Genomic DNA, 25,915 nt, shown 5'->3' on the forward strand with positions numbered 1-25,915 from the left:
AAGCCCAAAACCTAAGACCTAAATCCCATGCAAACAACCCTCCCAAAACTCGACATCTCCATCGACAACATCAGCGTCACCTACAGCAACGCTCGACTTGCCCTCTACAACGCCACCTGTACAGTTGAACCCGGTACCATTACCGCCCTAGTCGGCCCTAATGGTGGCGGCAAGTCTACCCTGTTCAAATCCATTATGGGTTTTTTACAGCCCAGTCAAGGCCGTGTGCGGATTGGTGGCTTCCCCATCAAAAAGGCACAAAAGCAGCAGCTGATGGCCTACGTGCCCCAGTCTGATGAAGTGGACTGGAATTTTCCGGTGAGCGTATTTGACGTGGTGATGATGGGTCGCTATGGCTACATGAACCTGCTGCGCATTCCCAGCCCCAAAGATCGTCGCTTGGTGATGGAAAGCTTGGAGCGGGGGGGAATGGTAGAGTTTCGCCATCGGCAAATTGGAGAACTGTCGGGTGGCCAGAAAAAGCGAGCCTTTTTAGCACGGGCACTCGCGCAGGAAGGCAAAGTAATTTTGCTGGATGAACCCTTTACGGGAGTAGATGTAAAAACCGAGAAGGGCATCATCGACCTGCTCATGCAGCTCAGGGATGAAGGACACACCATTTTGGTTTCGACCCACGACTTAACCTCAGTTTCAACATTTTGCGATCGCACTATTCTACTCAACCGCACGATCCTGGCCTCTGGCACCACCGAAGAAACGTTTACCGAAGAAAATCTCTCAATGACCTTTGGGGGCTTACCCGTTGCGTCCCTGCGACAACAGACGCACAAGGAGGCTGACGCGTAATGGATCTGATTGCGACTTTTTCGCTCTGGAACTGGTTAGTAGAACCGTTGCAGTATGGATTTTTGATTAAAGCGATTTGGGTCAGCGCCTTTGTTGGCCTAGTCTGTGCCGTCCTCTCCTGTTACATTACTCTCAAAGGCTGGTCTCTCATGGGAGATGCTATTTCCCATGCCGTAGTGCCGGGAGTCGTAGTAGCCTATGCTCTCAATATTCCCTTTGCGATCGGCGCATTTCTGTTCGGCTTTGGGGCCACAGTGGCCATTGGTTACGTCAAATCCAAAACCCGCTTGAAGGAGGACGCCGTCATTGGCGTAGTGTTTACAGGCTTCTTTGCCTTAGGTATTGTGCTGGCGACGAAAATTCCCAGCAATATTGACCTGTTCCATATTCTGTTTGGTAATGTACTGGGCATCTCCCAATCAGACATCATTCAAACCTTGATTGCAGGCGGCATTACCCTAGTCGTCGTTTTGCTGAGACGCAAAGACCTGCTGCTATTTTGTTTTGACCCCAACCACGCCAAGGCTATTGGTCTGAATACCCAGATCATGTACTACACATTGCTGTCGGTGCTGGCTCTAACCATCGTGGCTGCACTACAGACCGCAGGCATCATTTTAGTCATCGCCATGCTAGTCACACCAGGATCGATTGCGTATCTGCTGACCGACCGTTTTGACCACATGTTAGGCATTTCCATTGTCAGCAGCGTTTTCTCTTGCGTAGCAGGCACCTACTTCAGCTATCACTTGGATATTTCAACGGGCGGTGCCATTGTAGTACTGCTGACCCTCCTGTTTATTGTGATCATGCTGTTTGCCCCCAAATATGGAGTTTTAGCCCAACCGTCCAAACATCCAATAAACCTAGGCCTCGACTGAAGAGAAGGAAGGCGAGAGGAGTGAAGAGTGAGGAGTTAAAGGCTGCAAAGACCCAACACCTAATACCCAAAACCCAGCACCTAGTACCCAAAACCTAAAATCCACCGCTCAGCCCTTCCTACTGGTTTATCAACGTTGTTTTGGTGGGTTTTGATGGTTGATATGTCGCGCAAAGCGCGACATATCAACCATCAAAGCTGATTTGACCCAGCACTACATCCATCTCACAAATTTCATCTGCCTCACAGATCCATAGACCAAATCTGTATTAAGGACGATCCGCAGCCTTGACCACAGAAAGAGGAGTTGGAGGCGCGAATCGAGGGAATATCGAATGAACTGAAATAAATAACGTTAACTAGGAAAAACCATGCGACTCAACTTAACGCTGCTGTGGGTAACGCTGTCATTTGTGATAGTTAGAGCCATCATGTTGCTGCTTCAGCCTCAAATCTCAGGATAGCGTCGGGAGCACGAGAATCTGCCAGCTCATTCCACGCAGTGAATTCTCAAACCGTTCCCCAAACTATTACTGAAGTCACAATAGGTTGCGATGACTGATTCCTCGGCCTCATCTCCCGCTGCGCTGCCTTGGTGGCGCGGAGCAGTACTCTACGAAATTTATTCCCGCTCCTTTATGGATAGCGACGGAGACGGTGTAGGCGATTTACCTGGCATCATCGCCAAGCTAGAGTACGTTGCCTCGCTCGGCGTTGACGGCATCTGGATTTGCCCGTTCTATCCGTCACCCATGAAGGACTTTGGCTATGATGTCGCTGATTACTGCGGCGTCGATCCTCGGTTTGGCACCCTGGATGATTTCCACCACCTGCTGAACCACGCCCACGAGCTGGGGCTGAAGGTCATTATCGATCAGGTTTGGTCACACACCTCTGACCAGCACCCCTGGTTTCAAACTAGTCATCAGAATCACACCAATGAAAAGGCTGATTGGTACGTCTGGGCCGATCCTAAACCCGACGGCATGCCGCCCAACAATTGGCTATCTCGTTTTGGTGGCGTCGCCTGGGCTTGGGATAGCCATCGACAGCAGTATTATCTACACAACTTTTTAGCGGCCCAGCCCGACCTTAATGTTCATCATCCCGACGTGCAGGCGGCCCTGCTGGATGTGGGTCGCTTTTGGCTGGAGTTGGGCGTTGATGGCTTTCGCTTTGATGTGGCCAATTACTTCATGCACGATCCGGCCTTGCCGGATAATCCAGTGAATCCCAAGCCGATTCGACTGGAGAAACCCTACTTTCGGCAAATTCATCAGCACGATATCACGCAGCCGAAAAATCTAGATTTCGTTGAGCGTATTCGCCGGGAGCTATTTGACCAGTACCCTGGCACGATGGGCTTAGCAGAGATTTTGAGCGCCGACGAACTGGAGGTAATGGCCAACTATACGGCGCGCGATCGCAGATTTCATACTGCCTATAGCTTTGTTTTCTTTGGCCCCAAGCTGACACCATCACTGATTCGCCAAGCAGTGGAAACCGTCTTTGAGCATGAACCAACTGCTTGGCCGGGCTGGGCCTTTTCCAATCATGATTCAATTCGTGCGGTCAGCCGCCTAGCTGGAGAAGATGGCGATCCTGCTGCCGCTAAGCTGCTGATTGTATTGGTCACAACCTTACCCGGCAACGGGTTCATTTACCAAGGAGAAGAACTAGGATTGCCCCACGGCGAAGTCCCCTTCGAGCGCCTTGTTGATCCGGCAGACATCGCCATGTGGCCACACCATCCTCGTCGCGATGGTGCCCGCACCCCCTTGCCCTGGCAAGCAGACCATCCCCACGGTGGCTTTTCCACAGTAGAACCCTGGTTACCTCTAGATGTACGCCACCGTCCGTTAGCAGTAGACCAATCTGAAGCAAATTCTCAGTCTTGTCTCTGGCTGACCCGTCGCTGGTTGGCTATCCGCAACCAGCATTTAGCTCTACGACACGGCGAATTTCGCTTCATTCGAGCAGATGATGCGATTCTCTGGTTTGAGCGCTGGAACGAAACTGAAACGTTGACCTGCATTTTCAATCTGAGCGCTGTAGAACAAACCGTGTCTCTCGATGCACCACTAGGAGAATGCTTGATTGCCGAAGCAGCAGAAGTTAAACGCGATCGCATTTATTTCAAACAGTATGGCTTTGCGGTTTGCCAAGAATTTCAGCCGCAAGAGGGTGAAAACTTATAAATGGCTGTAAATGGCTGCAAAGTCGCGTTCCTGGGGAAGCGCTGAGCGACTAAAAACTAAGCAGTGCCCCATGCTGTGGGCAAGCATCATCCTGAACAGGAAATATGCGATCGCACTTTTTGCCGACCCTGAGCTTTTGCCGCTTGCGATCGCAGCGAACTATAATAGTAGTACATAAAAACTATTATTATAAGTTTCTCGTATGACTGCTCAAGTTCCAAATCAAGACGGTAATATAAAGCTTCGACGGCAGCCATCACAGCACCGCCGTGCCCATCAATCTGAGCAAACCTCCTCGTCACCAATGGTTCAAGAGCCAAAGTTTCAAACCTATCTCGACCGTTTACCACCACAAAATATTGATGCTGAGGAGGCCATTTTAGGAGGAATTCTGCTCGATCCGGAGGCGATTACGCGGGTCATGGAAATCCTGCGCCCAGACGCCTTTTACATCAGTGCTCATCAACAAATCTACAAAGCGATGATTGCGCTGCATGCTCAAGGACGGCCTACAGATTTAATGAGCCTCACCGCTTGGCTAAAAGATCAAAATCAACTAGAAAAGGTCGGTGGTCAAAGCCGCCTCGCGCAGCTGGTTGATCGCACGGTCAGCGCGGTCAATATCGACCAGTACGCCGCCTTAGTGATGGACAAGGCGATTCGCCGCAAGATGATCCAAATCGGCGGCGAAGTGGCGCAGATGGGCTATGAGGGCGACGTACCCCTAGAGCAAATCTTAGATCTAGCCGAACAAAAGGTTTTCAGCATTACTCAGGATCGGCCCACTCAGGGTTTGACCTCCACGTCTGATATTTTGACCGACACCTTCGCCGATATCGAAGGACGGGCAACAGGCATGGTGATGCCAGGGATCTCCTGCGGTTTTTATGATTTAGACGCCATGACTCAGGGTTTTCAGCGTTCTGACCTGATTATCGCGGCTGGCAGACCGTCAATGGGTAAGTGCCTCAGCTATGACGCCGAGATTTTGCTCGCTGACGGTAGCATCAAAACCATTGCCGAAATTTATGCGGCCCAACAGGCCGATTTGCTGACGCTGGATGATCACTGGCGGTTTCAACTGACTCAGCCGAGTGCCTATGTCGATGATGGGGTTAAACCCGTTTTTAAAGTTCGAACTCGTTCCGGTCGCACAATTGAGACCACGCTCAGCCATCCTTATTTGACGATCCAAGGCTGGCAACCGCTGGCAAATGTGCAGGTTGGCCAAAAAATTGCGGTGCCTCGCTCTTTACCCGTGTTCGGTCAGGACGTTTGGCCGGAGCATCAGGTTAAGCTGCTGGCTTATCTAATTGGCGATGGCTGTTTGACAGGTACGTCACCCCAGTTCACGAATCAAAATTCTCAGCTACAAGAGGAGTTCACCAACGCTGCTTTACAGTTTCCGGGTGTCAAAGTTCGGCTTGAAACGTCTCAAGGTCAGCGTACACCGACGCTCTATGTTACAGCAGACAATGAGCAAGTTCAGCAGCAGCGACTCGCATTTGGACAAGCATTAAAGCAGCAGGTACAGCTAGCGGGCAAAACTGGGCGATGGCTAGCGGAACAGTTGAGTGTTAGTCCATCCCTCGTGACGCATTGGTTGCAAGGTGGCTGTGCTCCAAGTTTAGAGACATTTAATCAACTCTGTACGTTACTAGATGTCTCTCCAACTCATCTGGCCCCCAATGGTTTTGCAGCGATTCGTTGGATGAGTCCCAATTCCCTCGCAGTGTGGCTGCAAGAGCAAGGTTTATGGGGTAAGTCTGCTCATCACAAAACAGTGCCAGATGGCGTGTTCAAGCTGGTGCGATCTCAGTTAGCTCTGTTCTTAAACCGCCTGTTTGCCACTGATGGTTGGGCAACCCTATTGGCAAGCGGACAGGCACAGTTAGGATTTGCCTCAGTTAGCGAAAAGCTGGCCCGCCAAGTTCAACACCTACTCCTGCGGTTTGGCATTATTGCTCGGTTGAAAGCTCGTCAGGTTAAGTATCTCGATGGTCAGCGACCCGCGTGGCAACTGGATATCACCGATGCAAATTCCATCAAGACGTTTATTAGTGAGATTGGCATTTTCGGCAAAGAAACTGCGATCGCAACTGTCGAGGCAGCTCTGATGAATCGTCGCTATCAGACCAATCGAGATCTGATTCCAGTTGAAATTTGGGACGTGCTGCAAACGGCAAAAGGAACCGAGTCGTGGAAATCACTAGCAACTCGTGCAGGACTTCAAGGCACCAGCAATATTCATGTTGGTAAGCGGGCACTCAGTCGCGATCGCTTATTTGCGCTGGCGACCGTCTTGGAACATCGGGAACTACAGGATATCGCTACCAGTGATGTGTACTGGGATGAAATCGTCGCCATTGAACCCCAGGGCGAAAAACAGGTTTATGACTTGACCATTCCAGAAACCCACAACTTCGTCGCCAACGACATCTGTGTTCACAACACCAGCTTTGTACTCAACATTGCTCGTAATATTGCCGCATTTCATAAGTTACCCGTGGCGGTCTATAGCTTAGAGATGTCTAAAGAACAGCTCGTTTACCGGATGCTGTCAAGCGAGGTGCAAATCGAGAGCGGTCGCCTACGCGCCGGACGGATTAGCCAAAACGAGTGGGAACCTCTCGGACACGGTATTAGTGGCCTGTCGCAGTTACCGATTTTTATTGACGATACACCCAATATTTCTGTGACCGAAATGCGCTCAAAAGCGCGTCGCCTTCAGGCAGAGTCGGGTGGCGCATTGGGTTTAATCTTGATTGACTATCTACAGCTCATGGAAGGCTCCGGTGATAACCGGGTACAGGAACTGTCGAAAATAACGCGATCGCTAAAAGGGATGGCACGAGAATTAAATGTGCCTGTAATTGCCCTATCTCAGCTCAGCCGAGGTGTTGAATCACGTACCAATAAACGCCCAATGATGAGCGACCTGCGAGAATGCGTCACGGGTGACACGCTTGTGGTGCTGGCTGATGGTCGTCGAGTCCCTATTCAAGAGCTGGTTGGCACAACCCCTGAAGTGATCAGCATGGACGCGAAGGGTAAATTGGTCAAAGCCGAGTCTGATTTAGTCTGGGCTGTTGGTCGTAAACCAATCTATGAGCTAAAGACTCGCAGCGGTAAAGTTCTCCGAGCAACCGCAAAACATCGGCTCTATACCCTAGATGGTTGGCAGAGACTACAAGATCTGAAGCTTGGTCATCGGATTGCGGTTGCAAGGCAATTGCCAGAACCAAGCTATCCGGAGCAGTGGCCTGACTTAAGAGTGGCTTTACTAGGTCAGCTTATCGGCGATGGCAGCTACCTAAAAGGTCGTCCAATGCGCTATACCACGGCTTCTGAGGAAAACAGTGAGCTAGTTACGCAAGCTGCTATTCAGGAATTTGGTTGTACAGTCAAACGCTATCCAGGAAAAGGTAACTGGCATCAGTTACTAATTTCAGGTAACGGCAATCGGTGGCATCCAACTGGCGTTAATCAATGGCTGAGAGAGTTAGGGATCTTTGGCCAGCGATCAGCGGAAAAGCGCATTCCTGAAGCTGTGTTTTGTCTCTCTAATCAACAAATTGGCCTATTGCTTAGACATTTGTGGGCAACGGATGGCTGCATTTCTGTGCGATCGCAAGGACGAGGTGATCATGCCGTCTTCTTCTCGACAATCAGCCATAAATTGGCGCATGATGTGGCGGCTTTACTACTACGGTTAGGGATTCAATCAACAGTCCGATGGCAGCCAAGCCAGTGCTATTCCGTAAGCGTACAAGGTAGTGAGCAACAAAAGCGATTCTTAGATCAGGTTGGAGCATTTGGCCCACGAGTTAAGCCTGCTCAAGCTTTGTTAGAGCGATTAAGCCTAGTTCAAGCAAATCCGAATCGAGACACGCTTCCTCAAGAGGTGTTTAAGCTAGTCAAAGCTGAAATGGCACAGCAACAGATTTCTCATCGTCAAATGGCTGCAATGCGAGGAACAGCCTATGGCGGTAGCGCTCATTTCAAATTTGCGCCTTCTCGTACTGTTATGGCGAATTATGCTGAACTGCTCAACAGCAATGTTTTGGCAGACTTAGCTACAACTGATCTGTTCTGGGATGAAATTGTCTCCATTGAACCTGCTGGTGAAGAGATGGTTTATGACCTGACGGTTCCAGAAACCTCATCTTGGCTAGCCGACGGTCTTGTATCTCACAACTCAGGTGCGATTGAGCAGGATGCAGACCTGATCATGATGCTGTATCGGGAAGAGTATTACGATCCAGATACCCCCGATCGCGGTATTGCCGAGGTAATCATTACCAAGCACCGGAATGGCCCAGTCGGCACCGTGCGCTTGCTGTTTGAGCCGCAGTTTACGCTGTTCCGTAATCTGGCTGCTAGCCGGAGTTAATCACAGTGGCAATCAAGCCAAGAATGAGTGAGGCTTAGCAATGGTAAAAGGCACCGAAGTTGATCAGTCAAGCCCATACCACGCCGACTATCTCCAGTGGATTGAGGCAACGGTTGAGCAGTTGCAGCGTCGAGACTACGCCAGCGTTGACTGGGAGAATGTGATTGAGGAATTTAAGAACATGGCGCGACGGGATCGCCAAGCTTTGGAGAGCAATCTCGTGATCGTCTTGACGCATTTGCTGAAGTGGCAGTATCAGCCTCAACACCGCAGCGGTAGTTGGAATGGCAGCATTGTTGAACATCGCAGACGGATTCGCAAACTCCTGCGCGATTCCCCCAGCCTTAAGCCTTACCTAACAGAGGTATTTGCCGAATGCTATGCCGATGCAGTGGAACAGGCCAGTGCGGAAACGGAATTATCCCCAGATATGTTTCCAGAATCCTGTCCATATTCGGTTATAGACGTTTTAGACTCCAGCTTTCTACCACAGTAAGGATTATGGATTAAATAGCCTGTCAATCGTTTCATCTGTAGGGACACGGCAATGTGTCACGCGCTGTAAGGGTATGCCCCTGATGCGCCACAAAACTATACCCCTGTTGTCCGAATTCAGCGCTAATACAGAGGTAAGAGTTTCTCCGATATTGAGGAAGGAGAGAGCCATGGCTAAAGCAATTGCTGTGCCCATCCGGCATGAGATCATTGAACGGCATCAGCAGGGCGAGACCTTAGCCGCCATTGCCGGATCCCTCTCGCTGTCCTACTGGGGTGTGCGCCAGATCTGGCGACGGTACCGCGACAGGGGCGAAGCCGGACTCGCGTTGAGGGGAGAGGGGCGTCTGCGGCGGGGATTTGGCTGTGAGCGTTTGATCTATCGCAGTGCGCTGTGGTTGAAACGCCATCATCGAGGCTGGGGTGCAGGCTTGATTCGGGTGGTGCTCAGACAGCGGTATCAGGCGTTATGGGTGCCGCATGAGCGAACGTTGCAGCGTTGGTTTCGCCAGCAGCACCTCAACCCACTGCGGGAGCAGCATCCGCCTGTGACCCGAGAGCGAGCCCAGCAGGTGCATCAGGTTTGGCAACTGGATGCCACGTCTCATCAGCAGTTGGCTGACGGCACGCCAGCGAGTTGGATTTCACTCATTGATGAACACAGTGGAGCGCTCTTACAAAGCGAAGTTTTTCCCCCACTACGTCTTTGAAGCCGTCCCAGCCTCGGACGTGCAATCAGCCCTGCGCCGGGTATTTACCCGCTGGGGACGACCTCAAGCGCTGCGGGTCGATAACGGATCGCCATGGGGCAACTGCCACGCCCTGCCCTCGCCACTGACACTCTGGTTGAGCGGACTCGGCATTGAGGTGATCCACAATCGACCCTACTGTCCCCAGCAGAATGGCCAAGTTGAACGGGCTCATGGCGTGGTCAAAAGCTGGATTGAACCCGCCACCTGTGCCAACTTGCAGACGCTGCAAGCTCGATTAGACCAAGCGGCAACAGTCCAGCGCACGCTCTACCCCAGTTGTCCTCATCAGCGCCCTCGCGACCAATACTACCCCGCCTTAGCTCACGGCGGCAGAGCCTATGCGCCTGACACGGAAGCCGAGCAGTGGCATGTCGCGCAGGCATTGGCTCATCTAGCGGGCCATCGCTGGTCTCGCAAGGTGAGTCAGACGGGGCAGATTTCGGTGTACAACCGCAATTATTCGGTCGGTCGTCCCTATGCTGGACAGATGGTCACCGTGCATCTCGATCCGAGCGCTCTGACATGGGTGATTGAAAATCACTCTGGACAGGTGATTGCTCGACTTGTCTGCTCTGGCTTAGATGCTCATGCGCTTCGAACCTTGCAGATGACCTATCGCAAGTCCTGCCGCCGCAAATCGACATCGGGGGCATAACCTTACGTCGCACTAGGGGCATACCCTTACGTCGGGTGACACAATGCCGTGTCCCTACCAACGGGATGCACCTTATAAATCTGCGAGTCGAAGAATTACTGCATACGGTCAATCGTGCGGTATTGAATTGCTTCCGCGACATGGTGAGCCTGTAATTCGGCGACCCCCTCCAAATCAGCAATTGTGCGGGAAACCTTCAGAATGCGATCGGTGGCACGGGCAGAGAGACCAAGTTTGCGAATCGCATTTTCCAGTAGTGTGCGAGACGTATCATCAAGGGCACACCACTTGCGGATGTGACGGCTCTGCATTTCGGCGTTGCACTGGATCGGTTCATCCTGAAATCGCTGACGGGTGCGATCGCGGGCAGCCTGAACGCGATCGCGCACAGGCTGCGAAGGTTCGCCTTGGGGTTGCTGCGTCATTTCCTCTGGTTTAAGGCGATTGACCATCACCTGCAAGTCAATCCGATCCATCAGTGGCCCGGATAGCTTGGCCCAGTACTGCTCCCGGCCCCGTGGCGTACAGGTACAAGCCTGCACCGTATCGCCAAAGTAACCGCAGGGACAGGGGTTGGTGCTGGCAATCAGGGTGAACTGGGCCGGAAACTGGACAGTTTGGCGAGTGCGGGAAATTGTCACCATGCCGTCTTCTAGTGGCTGGCGCAGGAATTCCAATACGTCTCGCTTAAACTCGGTCAGCTCATCCAGAAACAGCACCCCACGATGGGCCAGAGAAATCTCACCCGGTTTAGGAAAGCTGCCGCCACCAACGAGGGAAGGGCCAGAAGCCGAATGGTGCGGACTGCGGAAGGGACGCTGACTGACCAAGCTGCCGCGATCGCGCAGTAGACCCGCTACGGAATGTACCTGGGTGACTTCCAGCGCTTCGGCAAAGTTGAGCGGCGGCAAGATCCCCGGTAAACGTCGCGCCAGCATGGTTTTGCCGCTTCCTGGCGGTCCCACGAAAATTAAATTATGCCCGCCTGCTGCGGCAATTTCGAGCGCTCGTCTCGCTTGAGCTTGGCCTTTGACATCTTTTAAATCCAGAACGTTAAGCTGCGATCGCACCAGCTCTTTTTCGCCATCCAGTTGAATCGGCTGATGCTGATGGGGATTATTTAGTAAATCGGCCACGTCTGAAAGGTGTTTGCAGCCGTATACGTCTAAGCCTTTGACCACAGCGGCTTCCAGGGCATTATCTTTGGGTACCACTAAGCCTTTGATGCCGAGTTGTTTCGCGGTAGCTGCGATCGCAAGTACGCCTGCCACAGGTCGCAAGCTGCCGTCGAGGGAAAGTTCACCCAGAAACAGGTAATCACCGAGTAGGAGGGGACTGACCTGTTCAGATGCGGCAAGAACAGCGATGCTAATCGGCAAATCAAAGCTGGGGCCTTCTTTACGCAAGTCGGCAGGGGTAAGGTTAATTACAATCTTCCGCATCGGGAAGACGTAACCGGAATTCTTGAGTGCGGCTTTGACTCGTTCGCGGGCTTCTTGAACGGCGGTATCGGGTAAGCCAACGACGACGATGCCAGGGAGTCCACCGGATACGTCCACTTCTACGCCAACTTTAACGGCCTCAATCCCAATCAGCGATGCACTCCACGTCCTAGCCAGCATAGATTTCTAGACACCCTGTAATATTGCGGGAGCATTGACCGCTCGGCAATTTGCTCTTTTAGTAGAGTGCCCTATCGATGTAGAGAATTAAAAGCCTTTTAGCAACTTAATACGACAAACAAAATCATTAAGCTCTGGAGCGTTTCATAAAACGTTGAACTTGACTATACTCTTTACCCTCAAGTCCTAAAAGTTCGTGATTGATGTCTTGAAGTTTCCCCAGCTTGCTGCTCCAAGTGCCATCACTCAACTGAATAGCTACATGTTTTGGGCGTCCAAATTCTGAACCGTAAATGGCCAATTTTTCGTATCCTGCTTCCAATTGTCCATCTTCACATAATTCAAAACCAAGTGTTTCATAGGCAGCAATAAATGAATCCCATGTGTTTTCTCTCGGAACTCCAGGGGGCCAATAATAACCAGGATAGGGCAACGGTGACCACCATCTGTCATTTTCACCTGCTGCATATGCAAAGCAGTTATATTCTTCTGAGTAGCAACTTGTTACCTCAAATTTGGTCTTTGATAAATTAGGCCAGCCTTCAATCAATTGAGCTTTGATTGCTTCAGAATCATCAGGATAATTGCTCGTGGACATATCCTTGATCCTTACCCCATTTCAACCAGGCTTCAGTCATTTTACAAATACGTCCTTCGTCTTCAGATTTAACTGGATTGACTCCAGTTATGACATGTAATGCCCAAAACCAATGAGTTAGGTTTTGCTTCATATCCTCCAGCATGAAAGGAATTGCCTTTGTTCCCATTGCAATGATTTGTTGATACGCAGGATGAAGAATCATGTCACTTGCAACTGAGATATGCTGAGTTTCCTCTTTCCATACATTTGATAAGCGCAGGAATTTTTGCAAAGGAGTTTCTGACTCTACAGGTATTGCAATAGAAGTGATATGCACATCTGTAGTTGCCTCTAAACAATCAGCTTGTTCGTCTTCTAACTCAGCAAGCAGTCGTGTTGCAATTTCATTTTGCTGTTCATCTGAGAGCTTTGAAATTTCTGCAAAGGCGTGCTGGAGTAGTTCAGTCATAATCTTCGACTAAGGGGGAAACGCGATGTCTCAATTTGAGGATTTAGGTCTATCCTAACCGACGGAATCGCCCCCCTCACTATCATTCTGGTCTATCCGGCAAATCTTATCCGCCACCGCCCGAAAGCATTGCCATGCTGCAAACGCCCTACTACTTCAATCATGAAATAGCGATCGCAATTTCCGGATGTAAAGCGGTCTGTGTGCCCACCAATGATCAGTATCAGTTGAGATTGGACGCGATCGCATAAGCCATCACGCCCCAAACCAAAGCGGATGAGCCTATGAGTACTTCACCTACGATGAAGTGCCCACGTTTCTCCCGGTTGGTCGGCCAACAGTCAAGAACACATATCTAATGTCCCGCCATTTTTTGACCAATCTCATTTAGATCGGCATCGTGAATTGTGCTTTCGTAGACAAACTCGCCTTCGCTAATTACCACCAGGCGATCCGCCAGAGTTAGCAGTTCATCCAAATCCTCACTGACCAGCAGCACGGCCACGCCGCGATTGCGGGCTTCCACAATCGAGTGATGAATAAAATCAACCGCCGAGAAATCCAGGCCAAAACAGGGATTGGCCGCGATTAGCAACTGGATGTCCTCCGACGACAACTCCCGCGCCAGTACCGTCCGCTGCACGTTGCCACCGGACAGGTTGCCAACGGGCGTATCCGGCGATGGCGTTTTTACCGAAAAAGTTTGAATTAGCCCCGCCGCCATTTCCCGAATCACCCGCCAAATTAGCCAGCTCGCCTTGGACTGGGGCGGACGGTCAAACGTTCGCAGCGCCATGTTCTCAGCCACGCTCATATGCGGCACACAGGCATTGCGCAGCGGTTCCTCCGGCAGGGCAAACACTCGATGGCGGAACATTTCTGCACGGGTCGCACCATAGGTTGCACCGTTGACCAGAACTTCGCCCTTGGTTTGAGATCGCTGCCCCGACAAAACCTCCACTAATTCCTTTTGACCATTACCGGATACTCCGGCAATGCCAACGATTTCACCAGCATGTACCGTTAGATTAATATCTGCGATCGCAGGTAAACCATTTTCTTTATTGGCGCAAAGATGGCGAATCTCCAGCACAGGCTTTTGCTCAGCTTGATCTGCTTTGGGAACGCTCTTAGTTTCACGCTCCTCGCCTAGCATCATCTGCGCCATATCTTCAATACTGAGATTCTTGACAATGCCCTGACCCGCTAGCGTACCGCGTCGCAGCACCGTCACCTCATCCGTGAAGGCCATCACTTCCCGAAACTTGTGAGTAATCAGCAACACGCTCAGCTTGCCAGCGGTGACTTCTTCTCGGATTAGCCCCAGCACCTCATCGGCTTCACCGGGAGTCAGTACCGAAGTAGGTTCATCCAAAATTAGAATTCGACTTTTCAGGTAAAGCTGCTTGAGAATTTCCAGCTTTTGCTTTTGGCCGGCAGCAAGTTGGCCGACGGGCGTTTTCAGATCAACCTGAAACGGTGACGACGCCATGAACGCTTCCAGCGCTTCGTACTCCTGCTTCCAGTTAATAATCGTGCTGGTGTCGTAGCGCGAGAGGACTAAATTTTCCGCCACGGTCATAGCCGGGACAGAGGTAAAGTGCTGATACACCATGCCGATGCCGTGCTCATGGGCATCTTTGGGACTGCGGATCGTTTTGGCCTGCTGATTGACTTTGATCTCGCCAGATGTCGGACTGTAAAAGCCCATGACGCATTTCACCAGCGTACTTTTGCCGGCTCCGTTTTCGCCTAGCAGAGCATGAAACGTACCGGGCTTTAACGTCATCGACACCTGATCGAGCGCGACCAAACTGCCAAACCGCTTGGTCATATTGACAATTTCTAATTCCGGTGGAGCGTCAATTTGAATAGCCTGTTGAAGGGTTACGGTATCCATATCTTTCCCTAGATGATCGCCTCAATCAGATCGGTGGACTCTGCCACAGCACCAAAAACGCCACCCTGCATCTTAACCATTTTTAGCGCCGCTAAATGATTACCATAATCAGTTGCGCCCGTGCAGTCTGATAACAGCAAACATTCGTAGCCCCGGTCGTTGGCATCACGCATGGTGGTGTGGACGCAAACATCGGTTGTAATGCCCGTCAGAATTAGGTTTTGAATGCCCCGACGATGCAGGACTAAATCCAGATCGGTCGCATAAAACGACCCTTTACCCGGTTTATCAATTACAACTTCTCCCTCTAGCGGAGCCAATTCGGGGATAATCTCCCAGCCCGGTTCGCCCCGCACCAAAATGCGACCGCAGGGGCCCGGATCGCCAATGCCCGCTCCAATTTTTTGGCTGCGCCAGCGCTTATTCGCAGGCAAATCGGCCAAGTCCGGACGATGACCTTCGCGGGTATGAATAATAAAATAGCCCTGCTGCCGCATCAGGCTGAGCACCGTTTTAATCGGGCCAATCGGCGCACGGGTGAGAGACAGGTCATAGCCCATTTGATCGACATAGCCACCCAGACCACAAAAATCGGTCTGCATATCAATAATAATTAGGGCCGTATTCTCAGGGCGCAAATTACCGTTATAGGGATAAGGATACGGATCAGCGTTAACGTAGCGTTCCATGCGTTACTTTTGGAATTGCGTTTGATTGTATAGCGACCCATAGCATTTCTCCCCAAATCAAAAGAGTTATCCACAAACTATTTTTAGATTTACTGCCTCATTTTTAGTCAGAAGTGCTATAGTTTTCGGGTTGTCTCGTAGACAGTGCATAATGGCACCAACGGCGGAGGAACTGTTTAATTCCGGTTTAGAGCGGTATCAGGCGGGCGAAGATGCCCAGGAATTGATTCCCGTGTTCAAAGAGGTGTGCGATCGCGCCCCTAAAAACAGTCCGGCATGGACCTGTTTATCCTGGCTGTATTTGCTAACGGATAAGCCAAACGCGGCCTATAAAGCAGCTCAGCGAGCCGTCAAGCTCAACCCTCAAGATCCCCAAGCGCGAATCAATCTGGCGATGGCGATGCTGGAAGCAGGGCAGAAGGGTGTGCGCCAGCATGTGGATACAGCAGGTCAAATTCTGAGCATGGTGCCAGAGCTGCAGGAGGAAATTGCCAACAATTTTGAAGATGGATTAAGACGTAAACCCGATTGGCCGAGCCTACAGCGTGTTCAAAGCTGGTTAGTTGGCTAGCCCTTGCAATCCCACAAAGCGTGTCAGGTCAGTCGTTTCCGGTAATAAATCTGGCCTGAACTTTACGATACGCAAAATTTACTTAAATAACTTCATGAGATATCCGAAAATCTAATGATAAGATTTGGTGAACAAAGAGATGAGGTTTCCTTTTAACTCGTCTTAAACTTGTTAATCTTATGGGGTTAGGTCATTATGGTCATTAAAAATATCGACGGCGTCGAAATCAAACCCGACACCAGAAATCACAAAGGCTTCTTTATTCAAGAAGGCTCATACAAATTAGTTAGCATCGACGAATCCGGATGGGCGCTAATTTGTGTGGATGACGCGACTTGCCACTATGTGGATCCAGATAATTTGCAGCTCCCACCCGATTCGGAGATTGTCTAAGGTTCGTTTGCGACGACAGCTTACCTAGACTTTATTTATTTCCACAGTGTGGCTATCTCGTTCAGCAGATAGCCATATTTTTTGTTTAAAAGCGCCAATGGTCACCGTAATACGGTGGCCATTGGCGCTTTGTCCACTAAGACCACAGGCTTAGCTGTGTAGGCGTTTCAGCTTCGACTTGATTCCACGGCAGGGGCGGCACGGGTACGGCATGGCGTTCGAGTTCTGCCTGGAGATAACGTGCGATCGCAGGTGATTGCACCTCCACCGGACAGTGAGCAAAGAAATAGATGCGAGTTCCCTGCTGAAGCTGAGCGGCAATCCAATTCACCCAAGCGGCCAGATAATTGCGATTGCGATCAAACTCCGGATGACTGATATACCGCACCAGGCTGAAGGGAGCCGTCACGACAGGCTGCAGCGGCACGGCAGGTTTGCGCCGTTGCGAAAACTGCTGTGGATTGTCGTCACACTCATAAACGGGCCGAGTATCCAGCAGCACGCGACCCATCCCCAAATCAGCTAACATCCGGTTTAACTGCTCCCGATACGGAGGTTTAAACCAGTCCGAATGCCGCACTTCCAGCGCCAGTTCTGCCTGGTCATGGGGCCATGCTTTCAGAAACGCCGCCAGATCAGCCAGCAGCGCCGGATTGTAGCTAGGCGGAAGCTGAGCAAAAAATGGCCCAGTGCGATCGCGCAGGGGTGCCATATGCTCCAAAAACGTAGTAATGGCCGGAATCATTGGCTCCAACAGGCCCGCATGGGTAATGCTCTTCGGCAATTTGGGACAAATGTGAAAACCCGCTGGAGTTTGCTTCACCCAGCGCTCCTGCGTTGCCTGATCGGGCAGCGCGTAAAAAATGGTATTTCCTTCAACCGCCGTTAATCGCCGACTGTAGAGAGACAAAAAATCTCGGCTTTGGCTACCCGGCGGAAACAGATCCCCAACCCACTCTTTGTAGCCCCATAGGGCACAGCCAAGCAAGAATTGGGATGTGGGCTGAATGAATGATCGAGACGAATGACGGCCCATTATTTCTGGCTGGCAATGCTGTAGAGTTCCGCATGCATGAACGCAATATCAGGATCGCGCTGGATGGCATGGTAGTAGCGCTGTTCATTCGCCGTACCATTTTCGTCTGCATGCAGGAGCGATCGCGCTTCGTTAATCAGCTCATTGGCCTGATCAAGGGTCGCTGGATCGCCTTTATTGCTGAGTAGCTCGTCAATTTGGACAATAAACTGCGAAAATGGTCGCAGCCAGCTAAACCACTCGTCTCCGACAACGAGTTGGAAAAATTCGCCTCTATTTCTAATTTGGCCGTGCTCCTGTTCATAAGCAACACGCTCGGACTCTAGTAAGGCTTTGTGCAAACGCAGCAAACCATTTCGCAGTTCACGTAAACGATGAAACGGACGATCAAGAGAAGAATCAGCGGCAGACATCAGTTACTCAACAGTTAATGAACATCATCAAATTACTGTCTCCTATCTTGTCACATCCTTTCATATATAGCGGTTTGCAACCGCATCATTAAACGCCCAGTTGGCTGCGAATCTCGTCTTCTTTGGCACGAAATCCCACCAGCACAGCGCTACCGTCTTTGACAAACAGCGGACGCTTCAGCAGCATGGCATCTTGGGCAAATGCATCCACCCACTGAGCATCGCTCCAGGTTTTCTTTTCCTCACCCAGTGCTCGGTAAGAACCACCGGATGTATTTCGCATGGGCTTCGATCCGAATGCCGTTACCCAATCTGCAATTTGCTCACGGCTGGGTGGCTGCTCTTTGGTGTTAATGAATTCATACTCAACTTGATTGTCATCTAACCATTTGAGCGCCTTTTTGCAGGTGCCGCAGTTGGGAATCCCATAAACCTCTAATGTCATGACTATTCTATTGCCTTTTGAGACGACCCAGGTTTGTTATCGCTGGGTTCCGTATGATAGCAGAGTAAAGACCGCTTCAGCCGTCAATGGTTTGGCAAACAGGTAGCCCTGACCCAGTTCACAGTCGAGTTCCTGTAGCCAATCAAGCTGTTGGGAGGTTTCGATTCCTTCTGCGATCGCATCTATTTCTAGCTGGTTGCTCAGTCCAATAATGGCCTCGACAATTTTATAATTCTTGTCTCCCTGTTGCATGGTGCGGACAAAAGACTGATCGATTTTCAAATAATCGGTCGGCAAGTTATAGAGATAGCTGAGCGATGAGTAACCTGTACCAAAATCATCGATACTGATTTGGATACCCAGTTCTCTCAGTTGTTCCAGCAGGCCGATTGTGCTCTCAATATCTTTAATCAGCATGCTTTCAGTAATCTCTAGTGTCAGATATTGAGCCTCCAGCCCGCTGCGTTCCAGACTCTGCACAATAGTTTGCAGTAAATCAGGTTGACGTAAATCCTGAAACGATAAGTTAATGCTGATCTTGAGATCAGACCGATCCGGAAACTGCGATCGCCATCCGGCAAGCTGTTGGCAAGCGGCCTGGAGTAGCCACTGATCGATGGCGACAATCAGCCCCGTTTCTTCAGCAATGGGAATAAAATCAGCCGGTGACACCAATCCCTGCGTGGGGTGCTGCCAGCGAATCAGTGCTTCGAATCCAATCAGGGTTTGAGAACTGAGCGTTACAATCGGCTGATAGTGAATAATGAGTTCTTGCTGTTCAATCGCTCGGCGCAGATCATGCTCCAGATTCATCCGCTTCAGCGCTTGAGTGTGCATATCTGCATCAAAAATTTCATACTTGGCTCGTCCCTGAGCCTTGGCTCGATAGAGGGCAATATCGGCATCTCGAAGCAGATCCGAGGCATCGCTATAGGCGGCTGAGCCTAAAACAATGCCGATGCTAGTCGTGGTAAAAATATTGCGCCCATCAATCAGGTGTGCTGTCTCAAACTCTGCAAAGATGCGCTCCGCGACCTGCACAGCGGTTTGAATTCCTTCAATTTCTTCTAACAGAATGACAAATTCGTCGCCACCGAGACGGGCTGCCAAATCGGTAGTACGCAGGATGTGCTGTAGTTTACTCGCCACCGTGATCAGTAACTGATCGCCAGCTAGATGCCCCAAGCTATCGTTGATGACTTTGAATTGATCCAAATCGAGGAATAGGACGGCAAATTGATAGTCAGGCAATCGCTGGGTGCGGTGAATCGCCAGTTCTAGTCGATTGATCAACAAGCTGCGGTTAGGCAAATCGGTCAGCGCGTCATGCAGCGCATTGTGAATCAGTTGGGCTTCAACCTGCTTGCGTTCTGTAATATCCAAATTGGCCCCTACCATCCGCCAAGGATGGCCGTTGGCATCTCTCTGCACCAGCGCATAGGAGGCTATGTGACGGACATTGCCGTCGGGCCAGATGATCCGAAACTCAATTTCATAGTCCTGTTCACCCGCCAGCGCCTTTTGCTCCATCGCTTGAACTGCCAGTAAATCATCCGCATAAACTCTGGCTTGCCACGCGTCGTAAACACTGCCAAATTCATCAGGACGGATGCCGTAAATTTCGTACATGCGGTCATCCCAGATCAAGCGATCGCTGACCAAATCCAATTCCCAGATGCCCATGTTGGCAGATTTTGCCGCTAGCCCCAGGCGATCGGTCAAATCCTGAAGCTGATCTTCGGTCTGCTTGCGTTCTGTAATATCCCGTGCCAGTCCGGCTCGTCGCGTCACCTTCCCATCTGCATCAAATACAGGAAAACCGCGATCGCGAATCCAGCGAATGCTGCCATCCGGGTGAACCACTCGGTATTCGATTTCAAACGGAACACCGGGCTGGCCAAGAGCCTGATCCACTCGCTGACGATCATCAGGATGAATCGTATCAAGAAACCCGCTCGGATCACGCGTCAAACTCTCGCAACTGCGTCCCCAGATTTGTTCGTAGGCTTGGCTGACATAAAGAAGCTGGTTAATCTCGGCATCGGTTAGCCAAAAGACTTCTTGAATATTTTCGGCCAGTTGGCGAAACTTTTCTTCGCTATCTCGTAAGGCTTGCTCAGCTCGGCTGCGTTCAGTCGTTTCCACCACAATAATACCGATGCCGATCGTCTGCTCAGACTCCGACTTCAAGGGAAAATAGGAGGCCAGCCAGGTGCGCGTGACGCCTGGCAATTTAGGCGTTTCACCAACGACTTCAAATCCAGGAATTGCTTCTCCTTTACTCAAAACCTGCTGGAATACTTCTCTTTGTTTGGGGGCTAGATCCGGCACAATATCCCACGGCGTTTTACCAATGTGGTCAGCCACTGGAACGCCATTGATTTCGGCTAATGCATCATTAATCAAGGTAAAACGCAACTGATCATCCATGACGCAGATCCCAACGGGGGAGCTGCTGACAAACGTATCCAGCAACCGCTGCTGTTCCAGTAAATCTTGCTCTAGCGCTTTGCGATCGCTAATGTCTACATTGGCTCCAATCATGCGTAGCGGGTGTCCTTCCTCATCTCGCTGAACTAATGCATACGCTTCGATATGGCGGACATCTCCATTTGGCCAGACAATTCGAAATTCAATTTCGTAGTCTTTCTCCCCAGTTAACGCTTGTTGCAGGGCCAATTGGCAGGCCGGAAAATCATCGGGGTGGACGCCAGCTTTCCAGGCGTCGTAGGTTCCGCTGAAATCTTCGGACCGAATGCCATACAGTTCATACATGCGATCGTCCCAGACCACAAAGTCATGAACAACACAATCCCAACTGCCCATGCGGGCAGATCTAAAGGCCAGCCGCAGTCGCTCTTCGTTGTTAACTAGCTCAGCATTCAAGGTTTGCAATTGGCCAAACGAAGCCTGCAGTTGGTCAGCCATTTGACTAAATGATCGGGCCAGCTCGCCCACTGCGCCGTTCCGAGCCGTCATGCCGGTGACTCGCTTTTTGCCTCGCTGAAAATCTCCTTGAGCCACCTCCTTTGCCGCCTGACTGAGTTGCAGTAGCGGTTGAGCCATCCAGCGAACCGTGAGCATACTGGAACCCGCCGCTAATACCAACGCTCCTAAACCAAACCAGATGATACTGCGCGTATTGGCATCAACTCCTCCGGCTGGCAAACTGTCATCTGTTTCCCATTGAGTACCGGGATAGTTGCCTTGAACATTGGCGAATAAGGTAATGCGAACTACTTCAATTCCGTGATGAGATCGCACCCAATGCGGGCTAAAGCTACAGAAATCTCTTGAAACATTGGAATACCCAAGTTCAATATCACAAACCGCCGTCTGTCCAGTACGAATCGATAACCATCCCGGCAGTCCCGCAGTCGGCGATATGTGAACAACAAAGGGAAAGATGAGAATATGCCGCAGGGAAACATTCGCTAGCCAACGACTTGCTCGATTTGCCATGTGAATAGGCTACTGCTCAGAAAATCGCAGAATAACGTCTACACTTAACCTACCCAACCTAACGGCTGACAATCGGCGGTATAACTGACCGTTACACGAAGTCCGGTTAAAAACCAATGGTTTAATTTTGTGAAAGCTTTGGCCTAGCCGAACTTTCACAAAATTAAATCAGGTTCTGATACAAGGACTTGATATTACATTGCCCGCTGATTGCACAGAAGAGTCATCAATCAAGCTATTGAGGAACACCAAAAATCTCGAAATCTCTATCTAGACTAGTCAACCGCTGCGCGAGAAGCAAACCACCACTTTTTTTATTTCAACACAAATTAAGGATGTAGAACCACCTCTACACCCTTATCTACACCTTACTCAATCCCTAACACCCAGCACCCAATACCTATCCCAGCACTGCCCCATCTACGGACGAGCAAACTCAGAAGGCGGCTTAAAGTACTGCACAGGTTGTCCCGCAAGTGCTCGACCCATAAAGTCCTGCCAAATGGGAGCCACATATGTTCCACCGGTCGCACCTGAACCGAGTGGACTGTAATCGTCATTACCGACCCAAACAGCGGTTGCCAGCTGAGGGACATAACCAACAAACCAAACATCCCGTTGTGAGTCAGTGGTTCCCGTTTTACCCGCAGCCGGACGACCAATTTGAGCACGAGTACCTGTACCGCTGCTGACCACATCCTGTAGAACGCTGGTCAATGCTGCAGTTGACCAGGGATCGAGAACTAACTGAGGTTTCGGCGTGTTATCTAGCAATATATCGCCTTGACTGTCGGTCACCTGCACGATAAATGTAGGCGTCGAATGCCAGCCATTGCTGGCGAAGGTAGCATAGGCTCCAGCCATTTCCATCGGCGTCAGGTCAACGGCACCCAGCGGCAGGGAGATCACTGGATCCATTGGACTCTTGATGCCTAGTGTTCGACAAATTTCAATGATCCGGCTAACGCCGACTTCTTGACCCAGCTTAATCGCTGGAACGTTACGAGACAGCTTCAGCGCCGTCCGAATGCTGATTGGTCCCGAAAATGAACCGTCATAGTTCCGTGGCGAGTACATTTCATAGCCATCGGGATAGCTGACGGGTGAATCATTAATGGTGGATTCTGGTGTATAGCGACCGGAGGCAAAGGCTGCGTAGTAAACGAATGGCTTGAAGGCCGAACCCGGCTGACGACGCGCTTGAATCGCTCGGTTGAACTGGCTTTCGTTGTAGTCTAGCCCACCCACCATTGCTTTCACATAGTGAGTCCGGGGATCGACTGCTACCAGGGAAATTTGATCAGCACTGCCGTAGAGTGAGGCATGACCTCGGCGCACAGTCTCTTCAGCAATTCGCTGTAAGCCTAAATCAATCGTTGTCTGAATTCGCATACCACCCTTGAGCAGGGCATCACGGCTAAACTGATCGGAAATTTCCTGAACGACTGCATCTGTAATGTAGGGTGCAGTGCTGCTGCGGAACGATTGAATTTCACCGATATACAGCGGCTCAACCTTGGCGGCCTCTGCCTGCTCAGGTGTAATCCAGTTCAGCTCTGCCATCCGGCTGAGCACGATGGCTTGCCGCTGCTTAGCGATTTGGTAATCCAAAAATGGACTAAACTCTTCCGGAGCCTGAATCAGTCCCGCCATCATGGCCGATTCAGCCAAGCTCAGCTCAGATGCGGATTTATTGAAATAGCTTTGAGCTGCCGTTTCTGCTCCGTAGTTGTTGTGTCCCCAATAAACCTGGTTGAGGTACATTTCCAGGATCTGGTTCTTCTCAAAAATCTGTTCCAGTCGCAGCGACAAAACCGCTTCAGCAACTTTCCGACTTATAGAGCGCTCAGGGCTGAGAAAGAGGTTTTTCACCAACTGCATCGTCAGCGTGGATGCACCTTCAACGGTGGAGCCTTCTTCTAAGTTGGCTACGAATGCACGAGCCACACTGCTGGGGTTAATGCCCTTGTGGGAGTAGAAGTAGCTGTCTTCAATCGCCAGGACAGCCCGCTTTAGATAGGGTGAAATTTCATCCAGTTCGACGACTTCTCGGTTGGCTTCATCGTGGATGCTGGTGAGTAAGGTGCCGTTAACGTCGTAAATATAGGATGTTTCGGTGGGAACGTAGTTGCGCAGCACCCGTACATCGGGCAGATTGCGGAAGCTGACGGCTAGGCCAACTAATCCACCTGCAGCCAGGGAACTTACCAACATTGTGACGCCCAACAAAGTTCCAGCCGTCACTTGTCCAACGTCTTGTACAAAGCTAAGGACACGGGGAAAGGATGGTTGCGGTGCGATCGCAGATCCAGATCCAGAACCTGGTTTTGGGGGATGAGATTGATCTTGTCGGAGGGTATTGGACGACACAGCAGGACTCCTCTCGCCTGAACAATGTGGGTTAATCCTAACGGATGACCATGATCAACGCTTATCGATTGCTCAACAATTGTTGATTATTAATACGACAGCAAACGAACCCAACAGGGACACTGTAAGGATCGCTAACGTTTATTTGCGTTTAGCCACGTTCTGGCACTCTCGGCTAACCTCGCAATTTAGAGATGATGCTGACAGTGATAGCAGATGCAGATATCGATAATCAGCCAATCAGCAAATCCCCAACTCAGGCGCAGAACGAGATTTTTGGCTATAGGTTAACGCAAAAATCGTGCGTTCTGTCCATGAGTTATGAAATTATAGTTGGGTCGGGCAATAAGCGTTAAAGATTAATCCGTGAACGTAAAGAACCTTGATCAGACTGCAGCTTCATTGGTGTCGTCTTCATCGAAAACTTCCTCTAATACTGCGCCTACTGCGCCAAATCCTACATATAAGTCGTCAATGGCATCATCGGCTGTAGGAGAGACATCGGTATCGTCTACTACATCGCTTATGTCATCATCTGTATCATCTACATCGGCCAGTGCAGCCATTCCGGCTGAACTGGCATGGATTTATCGGGGCGTTAGCGAAGTATTCCCCGATCAGACCAACTCCGAGAATCCACAGGAGAACTTGCTGGCTTGCCTCACCCAAATCGATCGGCCCCTGCGCGTCAAACTGGGCATTGATCCGACAGGGTCGGAAATTCACCTGGGACACAGCATTCCCGTCCGTAAGCTCCGGGATTTCCAGGATGCAGGCCATACGGCGATTTTGCTAATTGGTGACTTTACGGCTCGCATTGGCGATCCCTCCGGCAAATCAGAGGTGCGTAAACAGCTTACAGAAGCCGATGTTGCCCACAATGTCAAAACCTACCTCGATCAGGTGCGCCCAATTTTGGACTTCGACACGCCCGGACGGCTCGAAATCCGCTATAACGCCGAGTGGCTGGCGGGACTCGATCTGTCCAAAATTTTGGAACTGCTCACAACGATGACCGTCGGCCAGATGCTAGCCAAAGAAGGTTTCGCTGAGCGGATGGCGCAGGAAAAGCCGATCTATTTACATGAGTTTCTCTATCCGCTCATGCAGGGTTACGATTCGGTGGCGCTGGAAGCCGATGTTGAACTGGGCGGCACCGACCAGAAATTTAACATTGCCGTCGGTCGCGATTTACAGCGTCACTTCGGGCAGCGTCCCCAGTTCGGTATGCTAATGCCGCTGCTGCTGGGGACAGATGGCACTCAAAAGATGTCGAAGTCCCTCGGTAACTACATTGGTTTGCAGGAAGATCCGCTGACCATGTATTCCAAACTGGAAAAGGTGCCGGATACTCTGATCGAAAGCTACTTTGAGTTACTAACCAAGCAGGATTTGTCCAAGCTGCCAGAAAATCCCCGCGATCGCCAAAAGCTACTGGCGCTCGATGTTGTCACCCAGTTCCACGGTGAAGCTGCGGCGAAACAAGCGCAAAAGGATGCAGAAGCCATTGTCCAAGGTGGTGGAGCGGATGCAGCCGCCAATGTGCCTGAATTTTCCCTCAGCCAAGTCGAGTTTCCGGCCAAGCTGTTTTACATTCTGAACGCTAGCGGTCTTTGTGCCAGCAGCAGCGAAGCCCGTCGCCAGATCAAAGGGGGGGCGGTGAAGCTAGAGGGCGATCGCATTTCGGATGACAACTATGCAGCCGATATGCCTGATGATCTGGCTGGCAAAGTGCTCCAGGTGGGCAAAAAGAAATTTGTCCGCCTCGTGAAATAGTGAAAAACG

The 25,915-nt window shown here is 50.8% G+C and carries 20 protein-coding genes; 10 read left to right on the forward strand and 10 right to left on the reverse strand.

Features of this window, described 5'->3' with window-relative positions:
* Window positions 1-27 precede the first annotated feature (27 nt).
* From AC286M_RS23520 to AC286M_RS23550, 7 genes are all read left to right on the forward strand, one after another.
* Entirely contained in the window at window positions 28-807 is a 780-nt protein-coding gene (locus AC286M_RS23520) for a metal ABC transporter ATP-binding protein (protein ID WP_488206702.1), read from the forward strand.
* Window positions 807-1,688: a metal ABC transporter permease gene (locus AC286M_RS23525; RefSeq protein WP_488206703.1), complete on the forward strand. Its 882-nt coding sequence runs from the start codon at window positions 807-809 to the stop codon at window positions 1,686-1,688. The genes AC286M_RS23520 and AC286M_RS23525 overlap by 1 nt, the downstream gene beginning before the upstream one ends.
* 553 nt (window positions 1,689-2,241) lie before the next feature.
* Window positions 2,242-3,885, forward strand: coding sequence for an alpha-glucosidase (locus AC286M_RS23530; protein WP_488206704.1), 1,644 nt, complete (start codon window positions 2,242-2,244; stop codon window positions 3,883-3,885).
* A 202-nt stretch (window positions 3,886-4,087) separates the two neighbouring features.
* On the forward strand, window positions 4,088-8,278 hold the full coding sequence (gene dnaB, locus AC286M_RS23535; RefSeq protein WP_488206705.1) for a replicative DNA helicase: 4,191 nt from the start codon (window positions 4,088-4,090) through the stop codon (window positions 8,276-8,278).
* A gap of 40 nt (window positions 8,279-8,318) precedes the next feature.
* Window positions 8,319-8,774 (forward strand): DUF29 domain-containing protein, encoded by a 456-nt coding sequence (locus AC286M_RS23540; RefSeq protein WP_488206706.1) that lies wholly within the window; start codon window positions 8,319-8,321, stop codon window positions 8,772-8,774.
* Window positions 8,775-8,943: 169 nt separating this feature from the next.
* On the forward strand, window positions 8,944-9,483 hold the full coding sequence (locus AC286M_RS23545) for a transposase family protein (protein ID WP_488202997.1): 540 nt from the start codon (window positions 8,944-8,946) through the stop codon (window positions 9,481-9,483).
* Entirely contained in the window at window positions 9,428-10,180 is a 753-nt protein-coding gene (locus AC286M_RS23550) for a hypothetical protein (RefSeq protein ID WP_488206334.1), read from the forward strand. Before AC286M_RS23545 ends, AC286M_RS23550 begins: the two co-directional genes overlap by 56 nt.
* A gap of 95 nt (window positions 10,181-10,275) precedes the next feature.
* On the opposite strand, the gene AC286M_RS23555 is transcribed toward AC286M_RS23550, so the two are convergent.
* The 5 genes from AC286M_RS23555 to biuH all read right to left on the reverse strand — a co-directional run bounded on the left by AC286M_RS23555 (window position 10,276) and on the right by biuH (window position 15,440).
* Window positions 10,276-11,802, reverse strand: a complete 1,527-nt coding sequence (locus AC286M_RS23555) for a YifB family Mg chelatase-like AAA ATPase (protein ID WP_488206707.1) — start codon at window positions 11,800-11,802, stop codon at window positions 10,276-10,278.
* Window positions 11,803-11,929: 127 nt separating this feature from the next.
* The gene (locus AC286M_RS23560; RefSeq protein ID WP_488206708.1) at window positions 11,930-12,400 is read right to left on the reverse strand and encodes a DUF7689 domain-containing protein; all 471 of its coding nucleotides are present in this window, start codon (window positions 12,398-12,400) and stop codon (window positions 11,930-11,932) included.
* A complete protein-coding gene (locus AC286M_RS23565; RefSeq protein ID WP_488206709.1) occupies window positions 12,378-12,851 on the reverse strand; it encodes a hypothetical protein in 474 nt (157 codons plus the stop codon). The genes AC286M_RS23560 and AC286M_RS23565 overlap by 23 nt, the downstream gene beginning before the upstream one ends.
* Window positions 12,852-13,206: 355 nt before the next feature.
* Window positions 13,207-14,751, reverse strand: a complete 1,545-nt coding sequence (locus AC286M_RS23570) for an ABC transporter ATP-binding protein (protein ID WP_488206710.1) — start codon at window positions 14,749-14,751, stop codon at window positions 13,207-13,209.
* Between the two features lie 8 nt (window positions 14,752-14,759).
* Window positions 14,760-15,440, reverse strand: coding sequence for a biuret amidohydrolase (biuH, locus tag AC286M_RS23575; RefSeq protein ID WP_488206711.1), 681 nt, complete (start codon window positions 15,438-15,440; stop codon window positions 14,760-14,762).
* 151 nt (window positions 15,441-15,591) lie between these two features.
* Between biuH and AC286M_RS23580 the strand changes: the two genes are divergently transcribed.
* Both AC286M_RS23580 and AC286M_RS23585 read left to right on the forward strand, forming a co-directional pair.
* The gene (locus AC286M_RS23580) at window positions 15,592-16,011 is read left to right on the forward strand and encodes a tetratricopeptide repeat protein (protein ID WP_488206712.1); all 420 of its coding nucleotides are present in this window, start codon (window positions 15,592-15,594) and stop codon (window positions 16,009-16,011) included.
* Window positions 16,012-16,206: 195 nt separating this feature from the next.
* Window positions 16,207-16,404, forward strand: a complete 198-nt coding sequence (locus AC286M_RS23585) for a hypothetical protein (protein ID WP_488206713.1) — start codon at window positions 16,207-16,209, stop codon at window positions 16,402-16,404.
* A 136-nt stretch (window positions 16,405-16,540) separates the two neighbouring features.
* Here the strand turns inward: AC286M_RS23585 and AC286M_RS23590 are convergent, their stop codons facing one another.
* From AC286M_RS23590 to AC286M_RS23610, 5 genes are all read right to left on the reverse strand, one after another.
* Complete coding sequence (locus tag AC286M_RS23590; RefSeq protein ID WP_488206714.1) at window positions 16,541-17,440, reverse strand: DUF72 domain-containing protein; 900 nt, start codon at window positions 17,438-17,440, stop codon at window positions 16,541-16,543.
* Window positions 17,440-17,853, reverse strand: coding sequence for a hypothetical protein (locus AC286M_RS23595; protein ID WP_488206715.1), 414 nt, complete (start codon window positions 17,851-17,853; stop codon window positions 17,440-17,442). Before AC286M_RS23595 ends, AC286M_RS23590 begins: the two co-directional genes overlap by 1 nt.
* Window positions 17,854-17,941: 88 nt before the next feature.
* On the reverse strand, window positions 17,942-18,298 hold the full coding sequence (locus AC286M_RS23600) for a Spx/MgsR family RNA polymerase-binding regulatory protein (RefSeq protein ID WP_488206716.1): 357 nt from the start codon (window positions 18,296-18,298) through the stop codon (window positions 17,942-17,944).
* A gap of 36 nt (window positions 18,299-18,334) precedes the next feature.
* Window positions 18,335-21,760, reverse strand: coding sequence for an EAL domain-containing protein (locus AC286M_RS23605; protein ID WP_488206717.1), 3,426 nt, complete (start codon window positions 21,758-21,760; stop codon window positions 18,335-18,337).
* Window positions 21,761-22,180: 420 nt separating this feature from the next.
* Window positions 22,181-24,130: a transglycosylase domain-containing protein gene (locus AC286M_RS23610; RefSeq protein WP_488206718.1), complete on the reverse strand. Its 1,950-nt coding sequence runs from the start codon at window positions 24,128-24,130 to the stop codon at window positions 22,181-22,183.
* Window positions 24,131-24,655: 525 nt separating this feature from the next.
* Between AC286M_RS23610 and tyrS the strand changes: the two genes are divergently transcribed.
* The gene (gene tyrS, locus AC286M_RS23615; protein ID WP_488206719.1) at window positions 24,656-25,906 is read left to right on the forward strand and encodes a tyrosine--tRNA ligase; all 1,251 of its coding nucleotides are present in this window, start codon (window positions 24,656-24,658) and stop codon (window positions 25,904-25,906) included.
* Window positions 25,907-25,915: the final 9 nt, after the last annotated feature.

The organism is Thainema salinarum CENA647 (assembly GCF_057732415.1).